A 16,117-nucleotide genomic window follows, 5' to 3' on the forward strand; every position below is an offset into this window, starting at 1 on the left:
AAAGGCGCACTAGCTCAGCCGCAGGTTGGTGCCGTTAAGGGAACGCCAACCTCCCTGGCTTAATCAATGAATTGAAACAGGGCGGTTTGTTAGGGGATGAGGTTTGGGTTAGGTCATGGCGAACTACTCGTATATCGGCTACGCGCCGGACGTTATTTCAGTGAACTTTGTCGGGCAGGATACGATCACACTGGCGGCCAGCTACAGCCCCGGCACGGATCGCAGGGTCTTTGATGTTCAGGACGACGCAGGCGGCACCATTCTGAACGGCGCGAATCCTTTGCCGGATGACGGCACCATCTTCAACGGGGACCGCTTCAATAACGAAAACGGAGATGACGCAACACAGACCGGTGTTGTGACCAGTCTGGACGGTTCGACCACTTTTGGCAGCGGTGACATCTATCTTGAGGAATCCTATATCCTGACGGTACCCGGTGGCGGCAACATCACGGTTTATGCCGTTGAAATCGAAGGCACGCTGGTTGGCTACATCACGTCCGAACCGTTGGATCCGGGGGTCACTTATGACATCCAGGTGGTCAATGTCACGCCGACCAACGCGCCTGACACGTCAGACCCAACCGCGATCATCGACGTGCCCTGTTTTGTCGCTGGCACCCTGATCACGACTCCTGCGGGGCCAAAACCGATTGAATCTCTGTCCGCCGGTGATCTGGTCTGCACTGCCGATCACGGTGATCAGCCCATCCGCTGGATTGGCGCGTGCCAGTTGGATCAGGCGGCTTTGGCCGCCAAACCCAAGCTAAGGCCGATACGGATTGAAGCTGGCGCTTTAGGCAGCGGTTTGCCCCGTCGCGATCTGCTTGTATCGCCGCAGCACCGGATGCTTGTCCGCTCACCCATCGCCACGCGGATGTTCGACGCGGCCGAGGTGTTGGTGCCTGCGCATATGCTGACCGAACTGCCGGGCATTGATTGCGAAGACACCGCAAGGAAGGTCACCTATTACCACATGCTGTTTGACCGGCATGAGGTCGTCTTTGCCGAAGGTGCACCGTCAGAAAGCCTGTTCACCGGTCCGCAAGCCATGCGCAGCCTGCCGTCCGCCGCCCGCGCCGAAATCTTAGAATTGTTCCCGTTCCTACGGCTGCCGGGCTACGTGGCACACTCTGCGCGGCGCATCCCGTCGAAAGGCCGACAGGTCCGCAACATGGTGCAACGGCACCTCAAAAACGACCGGTCCTTGGTCTGATACATGGTGCCCTATTCGGCTGATCGCGCGACCCGTGTCGCCCCGATCTGAGCCATGGCGATGCTCATCTCATCGCTCAGCACCTGCCAAAGCTGGTTCAGCCCCGCCTCGCCTCCGGCGGCTATGGCGAATTGCAGAATGCGCCCGAAAAAGGTGAAATCAGCGCCGTTCCGGATTGCCTTCAGCGCATCTTCGCCGGATCGCAGCCCGCTGTCGTAGAACAACGGATAGTCTTCACCGACCGCCGCGCGGATGTCGGGCAGAACCGAGAACGGGGCCGGTGCGCTTTCCAATTGCCTGGCCCCATGGCTTGAGACCTGAATTGCGTCCACACCAGCTGTTTTCAAAGCAACTGCATCCTCGGCATCCAGAACGCCTTTGACGACCAGATGCCCCGGCCATTGATCCCTGAGCCTTGCCAGAGTGTCCCAATCGGCTTTGGCGCGGCTTTCGGTTCGGTCGAACGTGTAGCCCTCCATCAGGAAATTCGCCATCTGAGGCTTGCCATGCGCGAGGGTCGACAGGGACCAGCGCGGATGCAGGGCAAAGTCCAGAAACTGACGCGGGCCCAGCCGGAACGGCATACGGAACCCATGCCGCAATTCGCGCGGTCTGCGCCCGACCTCGGGCACGTCAACGGTCAGGACCAGTGTCTCGTAACCTGCCGCCTTGGCCCGATCCACTAGCTTGGCTGTCCCCGATCCATCGCCACTGAAATACAGCTGAAACCAGGCGTTGCCTTCGGACACGTCCAGCATCTCTTCCATGGGCGTTGAGGCCACAGTCGAGACCCCCAAAGGCACCGAATAACGCGCAGACAGCCGCGCCAACATCAGGTCGGCCCCCGGACCGGACAGGTTACACATGCCCATGGGCGCAATGCCAAAGGGACGTTGCGAGGGTTTGCCGAAAACCAAGCTTTCAAGCGAACGGTCACTCACATCCCGCAGGATGCGCGGGCGCAGGGTCATCGCATCCATTGCGGCGCGGTTGCGCGCAGCCCCAACCTCGGATCCCGCTGCACCGTCGATATAGTCGAACACCATCCAAGGCAAACGCCGCCGCGCAAGGCGGCGGGCGTCTTCGGCGCAGTGAATGGCGCTTGCGCCCATCAGGCCTGAACGGCCTTCATAAAGCGGTCGCGGATCACCACCGGATCCATGGTGATAACCGGCATCTTGGCATTGCCGCTTTCACACTTGGCGACGATGATGGTCATCTGCTTGGCATCCAGCGCCTCTTGCAGCACGCGGCCCGTGTCTTCGGCGGCGCATTCAATCACACGTTCGCACCCGGCGGCCTGTGCCATTTTCGTCAACGAGGTCTTCTGGCCTGCGTAGGTCGGCTGATCCCCGGTCGACCCGTACGAGCCATTGTCGACAATCAGCAGGACATAGTTATCGGCCACGTTGTTGGCGATGGTCGGCAACGTGCCCAGATTGGTCAGGATCGAGCCATCCCCATCGATCACGATCACCGGTTTCGGTTGCGACAGCGCAAGCCCCAAACCAATGGACGAAGCCAGCCCCATCGTGCCAAGCATGTAAAAGTTGGTCGGCTGATCGTCGATGGCGTGCAGTTCCTGGCTGGGAATACCGATATTGCAGACCACCAGTTGGTCACGCAGGATCGGGGCGATTTCTTTCAGAATCTCGGAACGGATCATTGGTCGCCATAGCCTCCCCAGAAATTGGCATCGGTCAGGATGGCGACCGGCTTGTTGCACATGAAGGTGTATTTCAGGATCATGTCGAGCTCTTCGACATCCGATTGTTTGTGGAAATGGTAGGTCGGGATGTTCATCTGCGCCAACAGCGCTTTGGTGTGCACAGCCATCTCGACCTGGCAGGCCACGGGTTCGCGCAGCTCTCCGCGATACGAGATCAGCATGGGCAGCGGCATCCGGTAATACTGGATCAGCGTCGCCAGCGTGTTGATCGTCACGCCGATGGCGGTGTTCTGCATGATGATGGCCGGACGTTTGCCGCCCATCCAGGCACCGGCGCACAGGCCCATGCCTTCGTCTTCCTTGTTTGACGGGATGTGGAAGATGCCGTCGCGTTGGTCGATCTCTTCTATCACCCCGGCCAGTTGCTTGCAGGGGACGGTGGTCACGAACGAGATATCGTTCGCCACCAGATCGTCAGTGATCTTCTTGTCTATGTTCATGGTCCGGCTTTTGGTCCTGATTGGGGCGCGATAAGCGCGATTGAGGAATTCAGCCCCCGCGATGCACATGCACGGCGCAGGGGGCATGGCGAACGACGCGCGACGCGGTCGATCCCAGGAAATAGTCGCTGAGGTCGGGCTTGTGAGAACCGATGACAATGCAATCCACATCGTTGCTGCCGGCATAGTCGATGATTGTCCGCGCGGTGTGGCCCTTCACGATCTCAGCGGTCACACCGTCCAGCCCTTCGACCTTTTTCAGCAACTCCAGACGGGCGCGCTGAAATCCTTCGGCGACCGCCGCCTTGTCGAGATATGCGCTGACCGAGCCCTGCGGCATCTCGTAGACATGCAGGGCGACGATCTCGGCCCCCTCTTCGGACAGCGCGCGGGCAACCTCGAGCGTGTGCTGCGAAATGCCGTGATCCAGCGCCATCGGGACAAGAACTTTCTTATACATATCAAACTCCTTTTCAGCCCGGTCTATTGCCACGGGTCCAGGATAATCTTTGGCGCGGCAACCGCGCCAGAGCGCAGATCGCGAAACGCCTGAGCGCCTTGGGACAAGGGTCGCGCTTCGGTCCAGTCCAGCTGGCCAAGACGGCCGTCGAAAATGGCCTGCGCCGTTTGGCGGAAATCTTCGGCGGTGTAGGTGTAGGTTCCGATGAACGTGACCTCTTGCAGGGTCATGCGGCGAATGTCCAAGCCACCCGTATCCTCACCCAAACCGACATGAGCTATAACGCCACCGGGTTCGGCGCAGGCCGAGGCGGTCGCACGGGTCGCTGCAAAGCCGACCGCGTCGATCACGATCGGATAGGTTCCTATGACGCCGTCGACAACGCGCAGGCCAAGCCTCAGCAGAAAGTCCTGCCGCCCCGGATTCGGTTCGGCCAGAGTGACCTCTTCGACGCCCATCGCGGTTAACGCCAGCGCAGCGGCCAGCCCAATTGCGCCGCCGCCCAGCACCAGGGCGCGCTTTTCGCTTGCCGGATGCAGCGCTGCGATGGCCAGCCGAACCGCATGCCAGCTAACCGCCAGAGGTTCGGCCAAAGCGGCCTTGCCTAGCGGCACATCCTCGGGCACCTCGACCAGATTGCGGTCTGGCATGGTGACATATTGCGCAAAAGCCCCTTCGCGCGGGGGCATCGAAATGATCTGGCGGTTTGGGCACAGGTTTTCCCGACCCGACCTGCAGGCGGGACAGCCCCCGCAGGTGACCAGAGGGTTGACCGTCACGCGCGCGCCATCGCGCTGACCGCCGACAATCACGCCTGCGGCTTCGTGGCCCAGGATCAACGGCGCGGGGCGTCGAGCGTCATGCCCCAGATAGGCATGCATGTCCGAGCCACAGATGCCAACCGCCTCAACCCGGATCAGATGCTCGCCAAATTCCGGCACGGCATCCGGCACCTCACGATGCACAACCTGTTCGACACCTTCATAGACAAGCGCTTTCATTTCGCTGTGAACCCCCCGTCCACCATGAGGATTTGCCCGGTGACATAATCCGAGGCCTTCGAGCACAGAAACAGGATCGGCCCGTCCATATCCTCCATCCGCCCATTGCGTTGGATGCAAGTCTGTGCGGCGTTTCGCGCGGCGCGCTCCGGGTCGTCGAACACGGCCTGCGTCAGTTCGGTCGGGAAGAACCCCGGCCCGATGGCGTTGGCGGTGATGCCGTGCGGCGACCATGCCTCGGCCATGGCGCGGGTCAACTGCCCGATCCCGGCCTTGGTCGCGCCATAGGCGATGCCACCCGGAAAGGCCCGTGTTGTTTGCAGCGAGGCAAAGTTCACGATCCGGCCCCAGCCTTTTTCCTTCATCGCGGGCACCATGGCCTGGCTGAGGAAAAACGGTGCGCTCAGGTTCAGGGCCAGAGTCGCATCCCATCCCTGCCCCGTCACATCATCCGCCGCCTCGCGCGTGTTCACCCCGGCGGCGTGGACGATGATGTCAGGCGGGCCGAAGGGGGAAGAGATTTCGGCGACCAAAGCCCCCATATTCCCTCGATCCGCAACATCGCCAGTTACTGCGGCAGCATTTGCCCCGATCTCATCGCATAGTTGAGACAACGCATCGGCCCGCCGCGCGACGCCGACCACCTTGGCCCCGGCCTGCGCCAGTACCAAAGCCACCCGTCGCCCCAGCCCCGAGCTTGCGCCGGTGACGCAGGTCACGCGCCCTGTCAGGTCAAAGAGCGAACGTGGGTCATCCATCTGCGGTCAGGTCGAATTGCTCATCCGGGAAATACTTGGCCAGCCGCACATCAGCGGCACGGGCGTGGCCTTCCATCCCTTCCAGTCGTGAGATGCGCGCAGTTGCGACTGCGATAGGCTTGGACCCTTCGCGCGTTGCCCGCTGCCATGTCACGATCTTCATATACTTATGGACGCTTAGGCCCCCGGTGTAGCTGGCCGCGCCCGAGGTGGGCAGAACGTGGTTGGTGCCGGTGGCCTTGTCGCCATAGGACACGGTGGTTTCCTCACCCAGAAACAGCGAACCATAGCAGGTCAAACGGTTCAGCCACCAATCCAGATCCTCGGCCTGGACGGTCAGGTGTTCAGGCGCATAGTCGTCGGAACATGCGGCCATTTCCTCGCGATCTGCACAGACGATCACCTCAGCATAGTCGCGCCACGCGGCGGATGCGTTTTCGCGGTTCAGTTCCGGCAGGTCTTCGATCAGCGCGGGCACAAGCTCCATCACCTTTTGCGCCAACGCACGATCATCGGTCACCAGCCAGACGGGCGAGTTATAGCCATGCTCGGCCTGACTGACCAAATCGGTCGCGACCACATGCGCATCTGCGCTGCTATCGGCAAGGATCAGGCTGTCCGTCGGTCCCGCGATCATGTCGATGCCGACCTTGCCATAGAGAATACGCTTTGCCTCGGCCACGAACTGATTGCCCGGCCCCACAAGGATATTCGCGCGTGGCAAGCCGAACAGACCATAGGTCATCGCGGCCACGCCCTGCACACCGCCCATTGCAAGAATACTGTCGGCCCCGCAGATATGCGCGGCATAGACAATCGCAGGGGCCACACCCTCACCCGGACGCGGAGGCGAACAGGCCGTGATGTGGCGGCACCCGGCTACCTTGGCGGTCGTCACCGTCATGATCGCGCTGGCGATGTGGCTGTAGCGCCCGCCGGGCACATAGCACCCTGCCGCATCCACGGGGATGGCTTTTTGCCCCGCGACAACGCCCGGCACGATCTCGGTCTGCACATCCGACACAGTGGCCTTTTGCGTTTCGGCAAAGCGGCGCACGTTGTCATGGGCAAAGCGGATATCGGCCTTCAGCTTCTCCGGCACCAGCGCGATGGCGGCGTCGATCTCGTCCTGAGTCATCAGAACGTTACCCTCGAACTTGTCGAACTTCGCGGCGTATTCCAGCGCCTTGGCATCGCCACCCACCTCGATATCGGACAGAATGGTCTTGACCGTATCGTGAACCTCGGACGCATGCGATTGCGCCGTCAGGGTTGCCTTTTTCAAATAGTCACGCGGCATATTCAGCAGATCCTATTGGTAGATTGCAGGAAGCAAAGTGGTTGAAACGGCTGGTACATAGGCGATCAGGATCACCACGATCAGCATGGTCAGTACAAAGGGCACAGCGCGAGCGGCGATTTTCAGGATCGACTCTCCGGTAATGCCCGAAACGACGAACAGGTTCAGACCCAGCGGCGGGGTGATGAAACCCACGCCAAGCGCAGTAATCATCATGATGCAGAACTGAATCTCGTTCATGCCGATATTGTCTGCCAGCGGCTTCAGGATCGGCGCAAGGATCACGATGTTCGGTGTCGTCTCCATCACACAGCCTGCGGCGATCAGGATGCCGATCATCAGCAGGATCAGCAGGTAGGGATCGTCGGTCAGGTTGGTCACGGATGTCACAAAGCCCTGCGGCACGCCCATGATCGCCAGCGCCTCGGCCAGCGGGGCCGAGAAGGCGATGATCGGCAGGATCACCCCGTTCACCTTGGCTGAGCTGACCAGCATCGATGGGAAATCAGCCAGCGTCAGCGTGCGTAGGATGAAGCCCATGATAATGGTGACGACAACTGCGGTCGCCCCTGCCTCGGTCGGCGTCAAACGGCCCGAGAAGATTCCGTAGAAGATGATGCCCGGCACGATGAAAGCATACCAGCCGGATTTCAGGGCCTTGCCCAGATTGGCCAGCCACTCACCCATCGTCATCATGCCGCCGCCCTCATAGGCATAGAGACGGTTCATGATGATGTTGGTGATGAGGATCGAGACCAGAATGGCCAGACCGGGGATAAGTGCGGCCAAAAACAGGGTCGAGGCGGATATGCCCAGCACAAGCCCGATGATGATATAGGCGATCGACGGCGGGATCAGGATGCCGGTACAGGCCCCCGCCGCAACCAGTGCACAGGCATAGGGGCGCGGGTAGCCGCTTTCGACCAGACGGTTGATCGTCATCCGGCCCACGGCGGCAGCACCCGCTGCGTCCGAGCCCGAGATCGCCGCGAACATGCCGCAGACCAGCACGGTGGCCGAGCCGAAGCCGCCCTTGGCGAAACAGGTCAGCGCCTCGGCCACGTCAAGAAACTTGCGCGACAACCCGGTGCGGACCAGCACGTCGCCGGTCAGAATGAACAGCGGCACGGCGGTCAGGGCGAAGGCGTCGATGCCGGTGAACAGGCTTTCGCCCACAAGGCTCAGCGGCAGGTCGCCGGACATGACCAGCATGACGATCGCGGCGGTGCCAATGGCGGCCCAAACGGGCACGGCCATGGCGATCAGGCCAACGAACAGAATGACGGGCAGGTAAAAATCCCAGCCAAGTTCAACGGTTTGATTGAGGGAATTCCAAAGCATTGCGGGTCTCCTCAGTCAAACAGCTTGTCGCCTTCGAAGACGGGGGTACCGTCGCGAAGGGATTTCAGATCGCGCATCAGGGATTGGATCAAGCGCCAGATCATCAGCGCAAATCCAGTTGGAACGGCCATCAGGAACCAGACCTTCGAGACCCGCAAACCATCCGTTACCGATCCGAACTTGGCCGAGACATGCACCGCCTCGTAGGACCAGTAGAGCGCGATAACCGCCACAACGAACATCACCAGATCACCGAAGATATACAGCAGTGCCTTGGGCCGCTGCGGCAGGTAATGCATGACCACATCGATGCGGATGTGCGCGCGTTCTTTGACCGCGGCCGCGGCCCCGATCCAGGCGAGGTAGATAAAGGAATACCGGACGATCTCTTCGCCCCAGATCGAGGAATAGGCGAAAATCTCGCGCCGCAGCACCTCGATTGCCATGGTGATGACCAGCATCACGTAGAACACCAGCAGCAGCCAGCGCTCGGCATCCCGGTCTATTTTCTGAAGTACAGTCATGTCCGGTCCCAATTCTTGGCAGCACTTCAGAAGGCAGTCACGCTAACCGCTTAAATATGCTGCTTATTGTGGAGCAAACGGGCGCGCCGCAGCGCACCCGCCTAGATCGCATTATGCGTCGTGGACGTAGTATTTGCCCTGCGTACCGGCCGCTTCGACAAGCTTCTCGAAGTTGTCCATCGACCCGGCCAGCTCGGTCTTGAACGGATCCCAGTCGGCGTTCTGATAGCCGCCTGCGTCCTGCCATTCGGCCAGTTGATCGTCGCTGAGCGAGTGGAACTGCACGCCCGCCTTGTTCAGTTCCGCCATGGCATAGGCGCGCGCAGAAGGCACCTTGGACAGATTCTGGTGGCTGGTCATTTCCGAGCCCCACATGATGCCTTCCTGCACATCGGCGGGCATCGAGTTGAACCATTCCAGGTTACAGGAATAGACCTGACTGTCCGGCACTGCCTGGGTAAAGGTCACGTGGCTGAGGATGTCCTTGAAGCCAAAGACAAACAGCGCGCCCACGGACGGGTCAAGCGCATCCGCCACACCCTGTTTAATGGCCGAGGGGGTCTCACCCCATGCCACCGGCGTCGGGTTGGCACCGACCATGCGGTAATACTGCTGCAGCATTTTCGAGCCCGGCACGCGGAACTTGATACCGCTCATATCGCCCGGGGTGAGAACGGCATCGCCGCCTTGACGGACCGCAACAACGCGCGGGTCGATGACAACATAGAACAGCGCCTTGAAGCCCGCAGCCTCGACCTTGGGATGCACTTCGTTTTTCCAGGTGTCGGAATGCACCAGGTTGGTGAACCGCTGGTTCGAGCCACACAGATACGGCATGTTGATCAGGTCGACGGTCGATGCAAACGGCGCAAAGTTCGACAGCGAGTGCTGCGCGGCCTGAATGGTTCCGCCCTGCACCTTCTGCACCAGCGAGCCGCCTGCACCCAACTGACCACCCGGCGCCAGTTTCACATAAACCTTACCATTGGTGGCGTTCTGGATGTTTTCCTTCAGGTCCAGCTGCATGATCGGATAGCTGCGCGATGCGCCCAACACATAGGCCGTTGCGATGGTCATCACATGATCGGCTGCCTTTTCCCGCTCGCTTTCTTCTTTGGCGGTCTGTGCTGCGGCCTCGGACGACCAAAGCACCCCGCCTGCGCCTGCGACCAAAGCAGCCGTGAATGCCCCACTGGCGCTGAGTTTCAGAAAATTGCGACGTTCTGCGGACGCCAGCTCGTTCTTGTCGTTGTTCATAAATTGCCCTCCCAAGCAAAAAATTCAGCCGCCGTTTTCGGTGTCCCGGTCGGCCTCCTTTTTCAGAATTGCGACAACGAACAGGATCGACGCCGCGAACAGGACCAACATCTCTCCGACATCCCCAAGAAACGCTGCGTTCGAGAAAGCACCCAACGCAACATTCGCAAAGTAGATGACGAATACGACAATCGAGGCTGCAAGAAACATTTCCGGGACTCCTTATAGAATCGGTCCAACTCCATTTGTAAGCGCTTACATCACAAATGCAAGCGCTTACATTGATGCTTTCACATGCGCTTGGAACGGGGTAGAGTTAAGAGAAATCGAAACCTGAGTTTGAAGATGCCAAAACCCCATTCCGCGCCAACCCTGGATGACGTCGCCAAAAAGGCGGGTGTGTCCACGGCAACGGTGTCGCGATGCCTGAACAATCCGCAGCGTGTGGTCGAAGCGACCCGCGCCCGGGTGATGACGGCGGTTTCAGACCTTGGATATACGCCGAACTTCGCAGCGCGTGTCATGGCAGCCAAGCGTTCATTCACAATAGGCGCGATCATCCCAACAATGGAAAACGCGATCTTTGCCAGAGGGTTACAGGCCTTTCAGGAAGAAATTCACAGCCAGGGCTACACCCTGCTGGTCTCTAGTTCCGCCTATCAGCCAGAAGCCGAGGAAGAACAGATCCGCACCCTTGTCGCGCGCGGCGCGGACGGGCTGTTGCTGATCGGTCATGACCGCGATCCACGCATATTCGACTATCTGGAAACGCAGAAAGTTCCGGTGGTCGTAGCCTGGTCATTTGCCCCGAACCAGAGCGCCCCGTCGGTCGGGTTTGACAACCGTCAGGCGATGCGGGCCTTGGCGGAACAGGTGATAAAACTGGGCCACACGCGCCTTGCCGCCATATCCGCGCTTACCAAAGGCAATGACCGGGCGCGGTTCAGAATCGAAGGGATACGGGATGCGATGCGGGCAAATGGCCTGCCCGAGACCTCTCTGTCGGTGATCGAGACGACCTATGAAATCGAAAACGGCGCCGACGCCTTCGGGCGGCTGATGTCCCTGCCCCAGCGTCCGACCGCCGTGTTATGCGGCAATGACGTGCTGGCCGTTGGTGCGGTGCGGCAGGCGCAGAAAATGGGTATCTCAATCCCGGATGAAGTTTCCATTACAGGGTTTGACGATATCGAGCTTGCGCGAATCATTACCCCATCGCTGACAACCGTGCACGTCCCCCACCGAGAGATGGGCCGCAAGGCCGCCGCCGAGCTTATTGATATGATCGAGACACGCTCGGCCGGGACTTCGCTGCGTCTGGACACCACCGTAATCACCCGCCAATCGCTGGGGCCAGCGCAAGCTACTTCCCCGTAATCGACTTGCGCCTGTCCTGCATCCGCTCGTTCGCCTCGACGGTGCCATCGTGGAACGAGCCGAACCATTTGTCCCACGGCATCTCGAGCGAGCCGTAGTTACATTCGAAATACCGGTGATGCATTTGATGGTGGAACGTGCCCAGCGCCAGCCGGTTTTTGTCTTTGATCACCAGCCCCTGAAACCCGGTATGCGTCGTGACCGCTGTCAGCGTGTAATATTGCAGGTGGAAGATAATATGCAGCGGATGCGCGCCGATGACGAAATGGATCAGGACGGACCCCAGATAAATCGCATGCTCTGCCGGGTGCATCGACAGGCCGGACCACGGCCCCACATTGATATTCCGGTGATGGACCGAATGGATGTGTTTATACAGAAACGAAATGTGGATCAGCCGGTGGATCCAGTAGAAATAAAAGCTCTCCCATAGTGGGATCAGCAGGAAGATCGCAACAAACCAGATCGGGTTTGCAGCCCAACTGACATACGGGACAAAGCCGTTTGCCATCGACCAGAACATCAGCACTTCGTAAGCGGTCCAGAAAAACACGCCGGAACCGAGCGTCCAGAACATATTGTCCCGCACCTGACCGCCCAGAGTGAACTGTTTGCCCTTCAACATCAGGGGCCGGGGGTCGTATTTCAGCCGATCGCCTTGGGCCGAATACCTGTAAAACCACAGGTGCAGCAGCCCGGCGATGCAAAAGATCAGCACCAGATTGCGAACGTAGATTTGCGCGATCCAGCCGAACTGTAACTGCGTCGTCTCAGCCAGGGATGGGCTGAGCCACAGGTAACAGGCGCAGGAAATCAGCAGGATAATCAGCTTTTCCGAGATCAGCAGCCAAGAGTCCCAGACCCAGCGCAGCATCCGGACCGGCCTGAGCGGCCAGGTGAAAAAGGGCGAGACCTGTATCGGAACCTCGGGCGTGTGGTTCCAGCCTTTAAGCTTTGCGTCAGACATAAGCGCGATCCCGGTGCGATGACCCGATCAGTGTGGCACGAAGCGACGCCCTGCACCAAGGACTAGCTTGATACGCCCGCGCTAACCGTCGACCCCGCTGGGCAAGGTTCTGAACTCGTTCTCCATCCAGCGGTGTTTTGCCCCGATGGGGTCGCAATAATTGGATTGGATCAGTTTACCGAGGACGCGGTGGATCAGCAGAGAGGTCGATCTTGGATACACATCCGTGGTGAACAGGGACACGGTGCGCACAAAGTTCCGGCCCGGGAAGGGCTGTGCGTTGATGCTGTCATGAAACCGCCGCGCGCGCCGAAAACTGGCCGCCGTGGTCACCGCCCAACCGCTACCTTCGGCCACAAGCCCGACGATGGACTGATTGCATTCCAGCTCAAACCGGTTGGGCAGGTTGTACTTGCTGCGCGTCAACTGAATCTCGATCTGCTTCCCGATGGTATAATCGCGGGAATAGCGCAGGAAAGGCAGGTCCGAGTCAGGTTTCAGCACATCTTCAATCGACCCACCGAAGGATTTGGGCAGAATGACAATGAACGGATCCCGCAGCAACGGGTATTCGACCAGCCCATCGGTCTTGCCCGGTGGCCGGGTCGCGACGCCTGCATCCAGTTTGTGTTCCTGCAGTTTCGCGATGATTTCGTGGCTGGGGCGGGTGAAATGGCGGAAATTGCATCGCGGCAGGGTTTGGGCGAGATAGCGAAACAGCTCGGGCGCGACCTGATTGTCGAAATCGTCGATCAGCGCCAACCGCAGGGATGTGGCATGCAGCCAGTTGCCGGATCGGATTTCCGCCTCTCCTCGTTTCAACACGGTCAGACCTTCGCGTACGTATCGAGCGAACACCTCTCCGGCGGGGGTCAGGCTCATGGGGCGTCGGGTGTGGTCGACCAGATCAATCCCCAACGCGGTTTCCAGACTACGCAAATGGTTCGAGACAGTGCTGATCGATAACCCGGTTTCCGAAGCCGTCTGTTGGATGGACCCGGATTTGGCAATCAGCTGGAACACCTCCAGCCAGCGCAGGCTCAGCGATTTCGACATAGGCGCGCCTCCTCCCGCCCCGTTCTTTCGGTAAAATCGAAACAGAGAATCGTCGGATCGGCAATGTTCAATTCGGAGTTCGGCCACCGAATGCGGCGCGGCTGGGCAAAAATCGGGCCGTTTTCGCCTAGCTGCGCATCCGCTCGAACTGTGGATCATAGGGGGACGGGGCGATGATCCTGGCCTCGGCCCGCGTTCCGCACATGTCGATGTCAAACGTGGTATCGACGCTGGCCAAGGCCGCATCGACAAAGGCATAGGCCAGGTTCAATCCCGTCCGGTGCCCCCACTCGCCCGACGTCACCGTCCCCACCACACGGTCCCCTTGCATCACCGACGCGCCCCCATGCGCCGGGGCATGGGTGGCGTTCACCGCGAGGGTCACAAGACATTTCGACGGCCCCCTGGCGTGTCGCTGGGCCAATGCCTCTCGCCCGATGAATTCACCCTTCTGCGGTTTCACAAAACGGGCCAATCCCGTCTCATATGGATCAAATTCGGTGATCAGGTCGGCTTTCCAGTGCAGAAATCCCTTCTCCATTCGCATCGAGTCAACCGCTCGTGCCCCGAACAGGCGCATGTCAAACGCGGCACCTGCCTGTTGCAAGGCAAGGTATGCGGCATAAAGCGAAGCGTTGGGCACGTGAATCTCATAGGCCAGTTCGCCCGAGAAACTGATATTCATCACCGTCGCAGGTGCGATGCCCACGAAACACTCTCGCACGCAAAGCCACGGGAAGGCGTCCGCCGACCAATCGCCCCGCGCGCAGGCGGACAGAACCGCGCGTGCGTTCGGGCCCGCCAGTACAAGGATCGTCTGATCATTGGTCAGGCTTTTCAGGTGCACAACCTCGTCCGCGCGCAGATGTCGGGTCAGCCAGTCCATATCGTGAAACTCGCTAGCAGCCGCCGAGCCGTACCAGACCCGCGCAGGGCCGCGATCACTGGCGGGCAGGTTCGCAACCGTCGCCTCACCCTTGATCATGCCGTGATGGTTCAGCAGATAGCCCAGCCCGACCCGCCCCTCGCGTTTCGTCACCGTGCCGCAGAACGTGCGATCCAGAAAGGCATGGCGATCCGCGCCGGTGATCTCGATCTGGTTGAACCCGTTTACCTCGGCCAGCCCGACATTTGTCTGCACGTTCTGCACTTCTGCGGCGACAACGTCGAACGTTTCGTCAAAATCGAAGCCAAGGGTCGGCTCAAACTCAGAACTGGGTTTGATGTAATCGACACGTTCCCACCCGTTCACCACAGTGAATTCGGCGCCAGCCGCAGCCAGAACCGGGGTCAGAGGCGTGGTCTTAGCTGGACGACCGGCAGGGCGGTGTTCATGCGGAAAATGAAACCTGAATTCGTTCTGATAGTCCTCAATCGCCTTCAGCGCCGTAAGTTCGACATTCGCGTGCCCGGCAAACCGGCGCGGGTCGAGGCACCATGTGTCATAGCAGGCCTCACCATGTACGATCTGCTGGGCCAGCAGCCAACCGTGCCCACCACCCTCGCCTAGACCCGCGCGTAGCCCGATGATGCAGAACGCGTTGCGCTTGCCGGGTATCGGACCGACCAAGGGCGCGCCGTCTATCGTGTAGGTGATTGGGCCATTGACGACCGTATGTATGCCAACCTCCATCAAGGCGGGCATCCGCGCAAAGGCCCCTTCCAGAACGTCCGTCACCCGGTCCAGATCATCTGGGCACAGGGCATTGACGAAATTGGGGTCGATCCCATCCATGCCCCAGGTTTTGCAATCCTGCTCATAGAAACCGACCAATAGGCCATTTTTTTCCTGACGGCAGTAATAGTCGCTGATCGGGCATCTCAGCAGCGGCATACGGTGCCCGGCATCGCGAATGGCCGCGATCTCTTCCGTCAGGAAATACTGATGCTCCATCGAGGAAACCGGATGATGCACCCCCATCATCGCACCGACCTCGTTCACACGATAGCCACAGGCATTCACGACGATATCGCAGTCGATATCACCATGTTCTGTCTTAACGGTCCAGGTGTCGTCGCTGTGCTGGATCAATCCGATCACGGGCGTGTTGCGATAAACCTCGGCCCCTGCTTTCCGGGCGCGTCGCGCCAAAGCCTGACACAGTTGCGCCGGGTCAATATCACCATCCAAAGGGTCCCATAGCCCGCCGATCAGGTTGTCCGTGGAAATCAAAGGGTGCCTGCGGGCGCATTCCTCGGCATTGATCACCTCGAAATGCACATCCATCCCCCGCGCCATCGAGGCGAAATGGCGATAGCCCTGCATCTGCGCCTCGGTATTGGCCAACCGAATGCCGCCATCGCCGTGGTGGTAGTTGATCGGGTAATCGGGGTCTTCTGCCAGCTCTTTATACAGCCGGATCGAGTGGGATTTCAGCCCAACCATCGTCTGGTTCATGCCGAAATTCGTCACCTGCGCGGCCGAGTGCCATGTGGTGCCCGAGGTCAGTTCGTTCCGTTCAACCAGAACCACATCGTTCCACCCTTCCTGCGTCAGATGGTACAGGGTGGAACACCCGGCGATCCCCCCTCCGATCACAACGACCTTTGTGCGTGACTTCATCGCGCGCTCCTTCCTGCGTCGGTCAGATGGTGGGGACAAACCGGACCGCTCAGCAACGCGCCTTTTGCTGGTTTGAAAAAATCGAAACTGTGGTTTTAGATTTCGAAAGGCTGATTTCTGGTTTTGCG

The 16,117-nt window shown here is 59.8% G+C and carries 16 protein-coding genes; 2 read left to right on the plus strand and 14 right to left on the minus strand.

Annotation, left to right across the window (positions count from 1 at the left end):
* The first annotated feature begins 115 nt into the window (after positions 1 to 115).
* Positions 116 to 1,216, plus strand: a complete 1,101-nt coding sequence (locus ACR0AC_RS01480; protein WP_480625830.1) for a Hint domain-containing protein — start codon at positions 116 to 118, stop codon at positions 1,214 to 1,216.
* 11 nt (positions 1,217 to 1,227) lie between these two features.
* Here ACR0AC_RS01480 and ACR0AC_RS01485 read toward each other — a convergent pair whose 3' ends face one another.
* The 11 genes from ACR0AC_RS01485 to ACR0AC_RS01535 form a co-directional block, all read right to left on the minus strand.
* Positions 1,228 to 2,328, minus strand: coding sequence for an alpha-hydroxy acid oxidase (locus ACR0AC_RS01485; protein WP_480780399.1), 1,101 nt, complete (start codon positions 2,326 to 2,328; stop codon positions 1,228 to 1,230).
* Entirely contained in the window at positions 2,328 to 2,882 is a 555-nt protein-coding gene (gene comE, locus ACR0AC_RS01490; protein WP_170451629.1) for a sulfopyruvate decarboxylase subunit beta, read from the minus strand. The genes ACR0AC_RS01485 and comE overlap by 1 nt, the downstream gene beginning before the upstream one ends.
* The gene (gene comD, locus ACR0AC_RS01495) at positions 2,879 to 3,385 is read right to left on the minus strand and encodes a sulfopyruvate decarboxylase subunit alpha (RefSeq protein ID WP_170451631.1); all 507 of its coding nucleotides are present in this window, start codon (positions 3,383 to 3,385) and stop codon (positions 2,879 to 2,881) included. Before comD ends, comE begins: the two co-directional genes overlap by 4 nt.
* A 49-nt stretch (positions 3,386 to 3,434) precedes the next feature.
* Positions 3,435 to 3,845, minus strand: coding sequence for a universal stress protein (locus ACR0AC_RS01500; protein ID WP_170517663.1), 411 nt, complete (start codon positions 3,843 to 3,845; stop codon positions 3,435 to 3,437).
* 23 nt (positions 3,846 to 3,868) lie between these two features.
* Entirely contained in the window at positions 3,869 to 4,846 is a 978-nt protein-coding gene (locus ACR0AC_RS01505) for an alcohol dehydrogenase catalytic domain-containing protein (protein WP_480780397.1), read from the minus strand.
* Positions 4,843 to 5,604 (minus strand): SDR family NAD(P)-dependent oxidoreductase, encoded by a 762-nt coding sequence (locus ACR0AC_RS01510; RefSeq protein WP_480780396.1) that lies wholly within the window; start codon positions 5,602 to 5,604, stop codon positions 4,843 to 4,845. The genes ACR0AC_RS01505 and ACR0AC_RS01510 overlap by 4 nt, the downstream gene beginning before the upstream one ends.
* On the minus strand, positions 5,597 to 6,904 hold the full coding sequence (gene hisD / locus ACR0AC_RS01515) for a histidinol dehydrogenase (protein WP_480780395.1): 1,308 nt from the start codon (positions 6,902 to 6,904) through the stop codon (positions 5,597 to 5,599). The genes ACR0AC_RS01510 and hisD overlap by 8 nt, the downstream gene beginning before the upstream one ends.
* Before the next feature lie 12 nt (positions 6,905 to 6,916).
* Positions 6,917 to 8,245: a TRAP transporter large permease gene (locus ACR0AC_RS01520; protein ID WP_170451642.1), complete on the minus strand. Its 1,329-nt coding sequence runs from the start codon at positions 8,243 to 8,245 to the stop codon at positions 6,917 to 6,919.
* An 11-nt stretch (positions 8,246 to 8,256) separates the two neighbouring features.
* Positions 8,257 to 8,769, minus strand: coding sequence for a TRAP transporter small permease (locus ACR0AC_RS01525; RefSeq protein ID WP_170451644.1), 513 nt, complete (start codon positions 8,767 to 8,769; stop codon positions 8,257 to 8,259).
* Between the two features lie 111 nt (positions 8,770 to 8,880).
* Positions 8,881 to 10,026, minus strand: a complete 1,146-nt coding sequence (locus ACR0AC_RS01530; protein WP_170451646.1) for a TRAP transporter substrate-binding protein — start codon at positions 10,024 to 10,026, stop codon at positions 8,881 to 8,883.
* Between the two features lie 24 nt (positions 10,027 to 10,050).
* A complete protein-coding gene (locus ACR0AC_RS01535) occupies positions 10,051 to 10,236 on the minus strand; it encodes a hypothetical protein (protein ID WP_170451648.1) in 186 nt (61 codons plus the stop codon).
* Positions 10,237 to 10,371: 135 nt separating this feature from the next.
* Between ACR0AC_RS01535 and ACR0AC_RS01540 the strand changes: the two genes are divergently transcribed.
* Positions 10,372 to 11,403 carry a LacI family DNA-binding transcriptional regulator gene (locus tag ACR0AC_RS01540; RefSeq protein ID WP_480871697.1) on the plus strand — a complete coding sequence of 344 codons (1,032 nt, stop codon included), beginning with the start codon at positions 10,372 to 10,374 and terminating at the stop codon, positions 11,401 to 11,403.
* Here the strand turns inward: ACR0AC_RS01540 and ACR0AC_RS01545 are convergent.
* The 3 genes from ACR0AC_RS01545 to ACR0AC_RS01555 all read right to left on the minus strand — a co-directional run bounded on the left by ACR0AC_RS01545 (position 11,390) and on the right by ACR0AC_RS01555 (position 15,989).
* Complete coding sequence (locus ACR0AC_RS01545) at positions 11,390 to 12,370, minus strand: sterol desaturase family protein (protein ID WP_480871698.1); 981 nt, start codon at positions 12,368 to 12,370, stop codon at positions 11,390 to 11,392. The genes ACR0AC_RS01540 and ACR0AC_RS01545 overlap by 14 nt on opposite strands.
* Positions 12,371 to 12,451: 81 nt before the next feature.
* Complete coding sequence (locus ACR0AC_RS01550) at positions 12,452 to 13,426, minus strand: LysR family transcriptional regulator (protein ID WP_480871699.1); 975 nt, start codon at positions 13,424 to 13,426, stop codon at positions 12,452 to 12,454.
* A 127-nt stretch (positions 13,427 to 13,553) separates the two neighbouring features.
* Positions 13,554 to 15,989, minus strand: a complete 2,436-nt coding sequence (locus ACR0AC_RS01555; protein ID WP_480871700.1) for a GcvT family protein — start codon at positions 15,987 to 15,989, stop codon at positions 13,554 to 13,556.
* Positions 15,990 to 16,117 lie beyond the last annotated feature (128 nt).

The organism is Ruegeria sp. H7 (genome assembly GCF_056532945.1).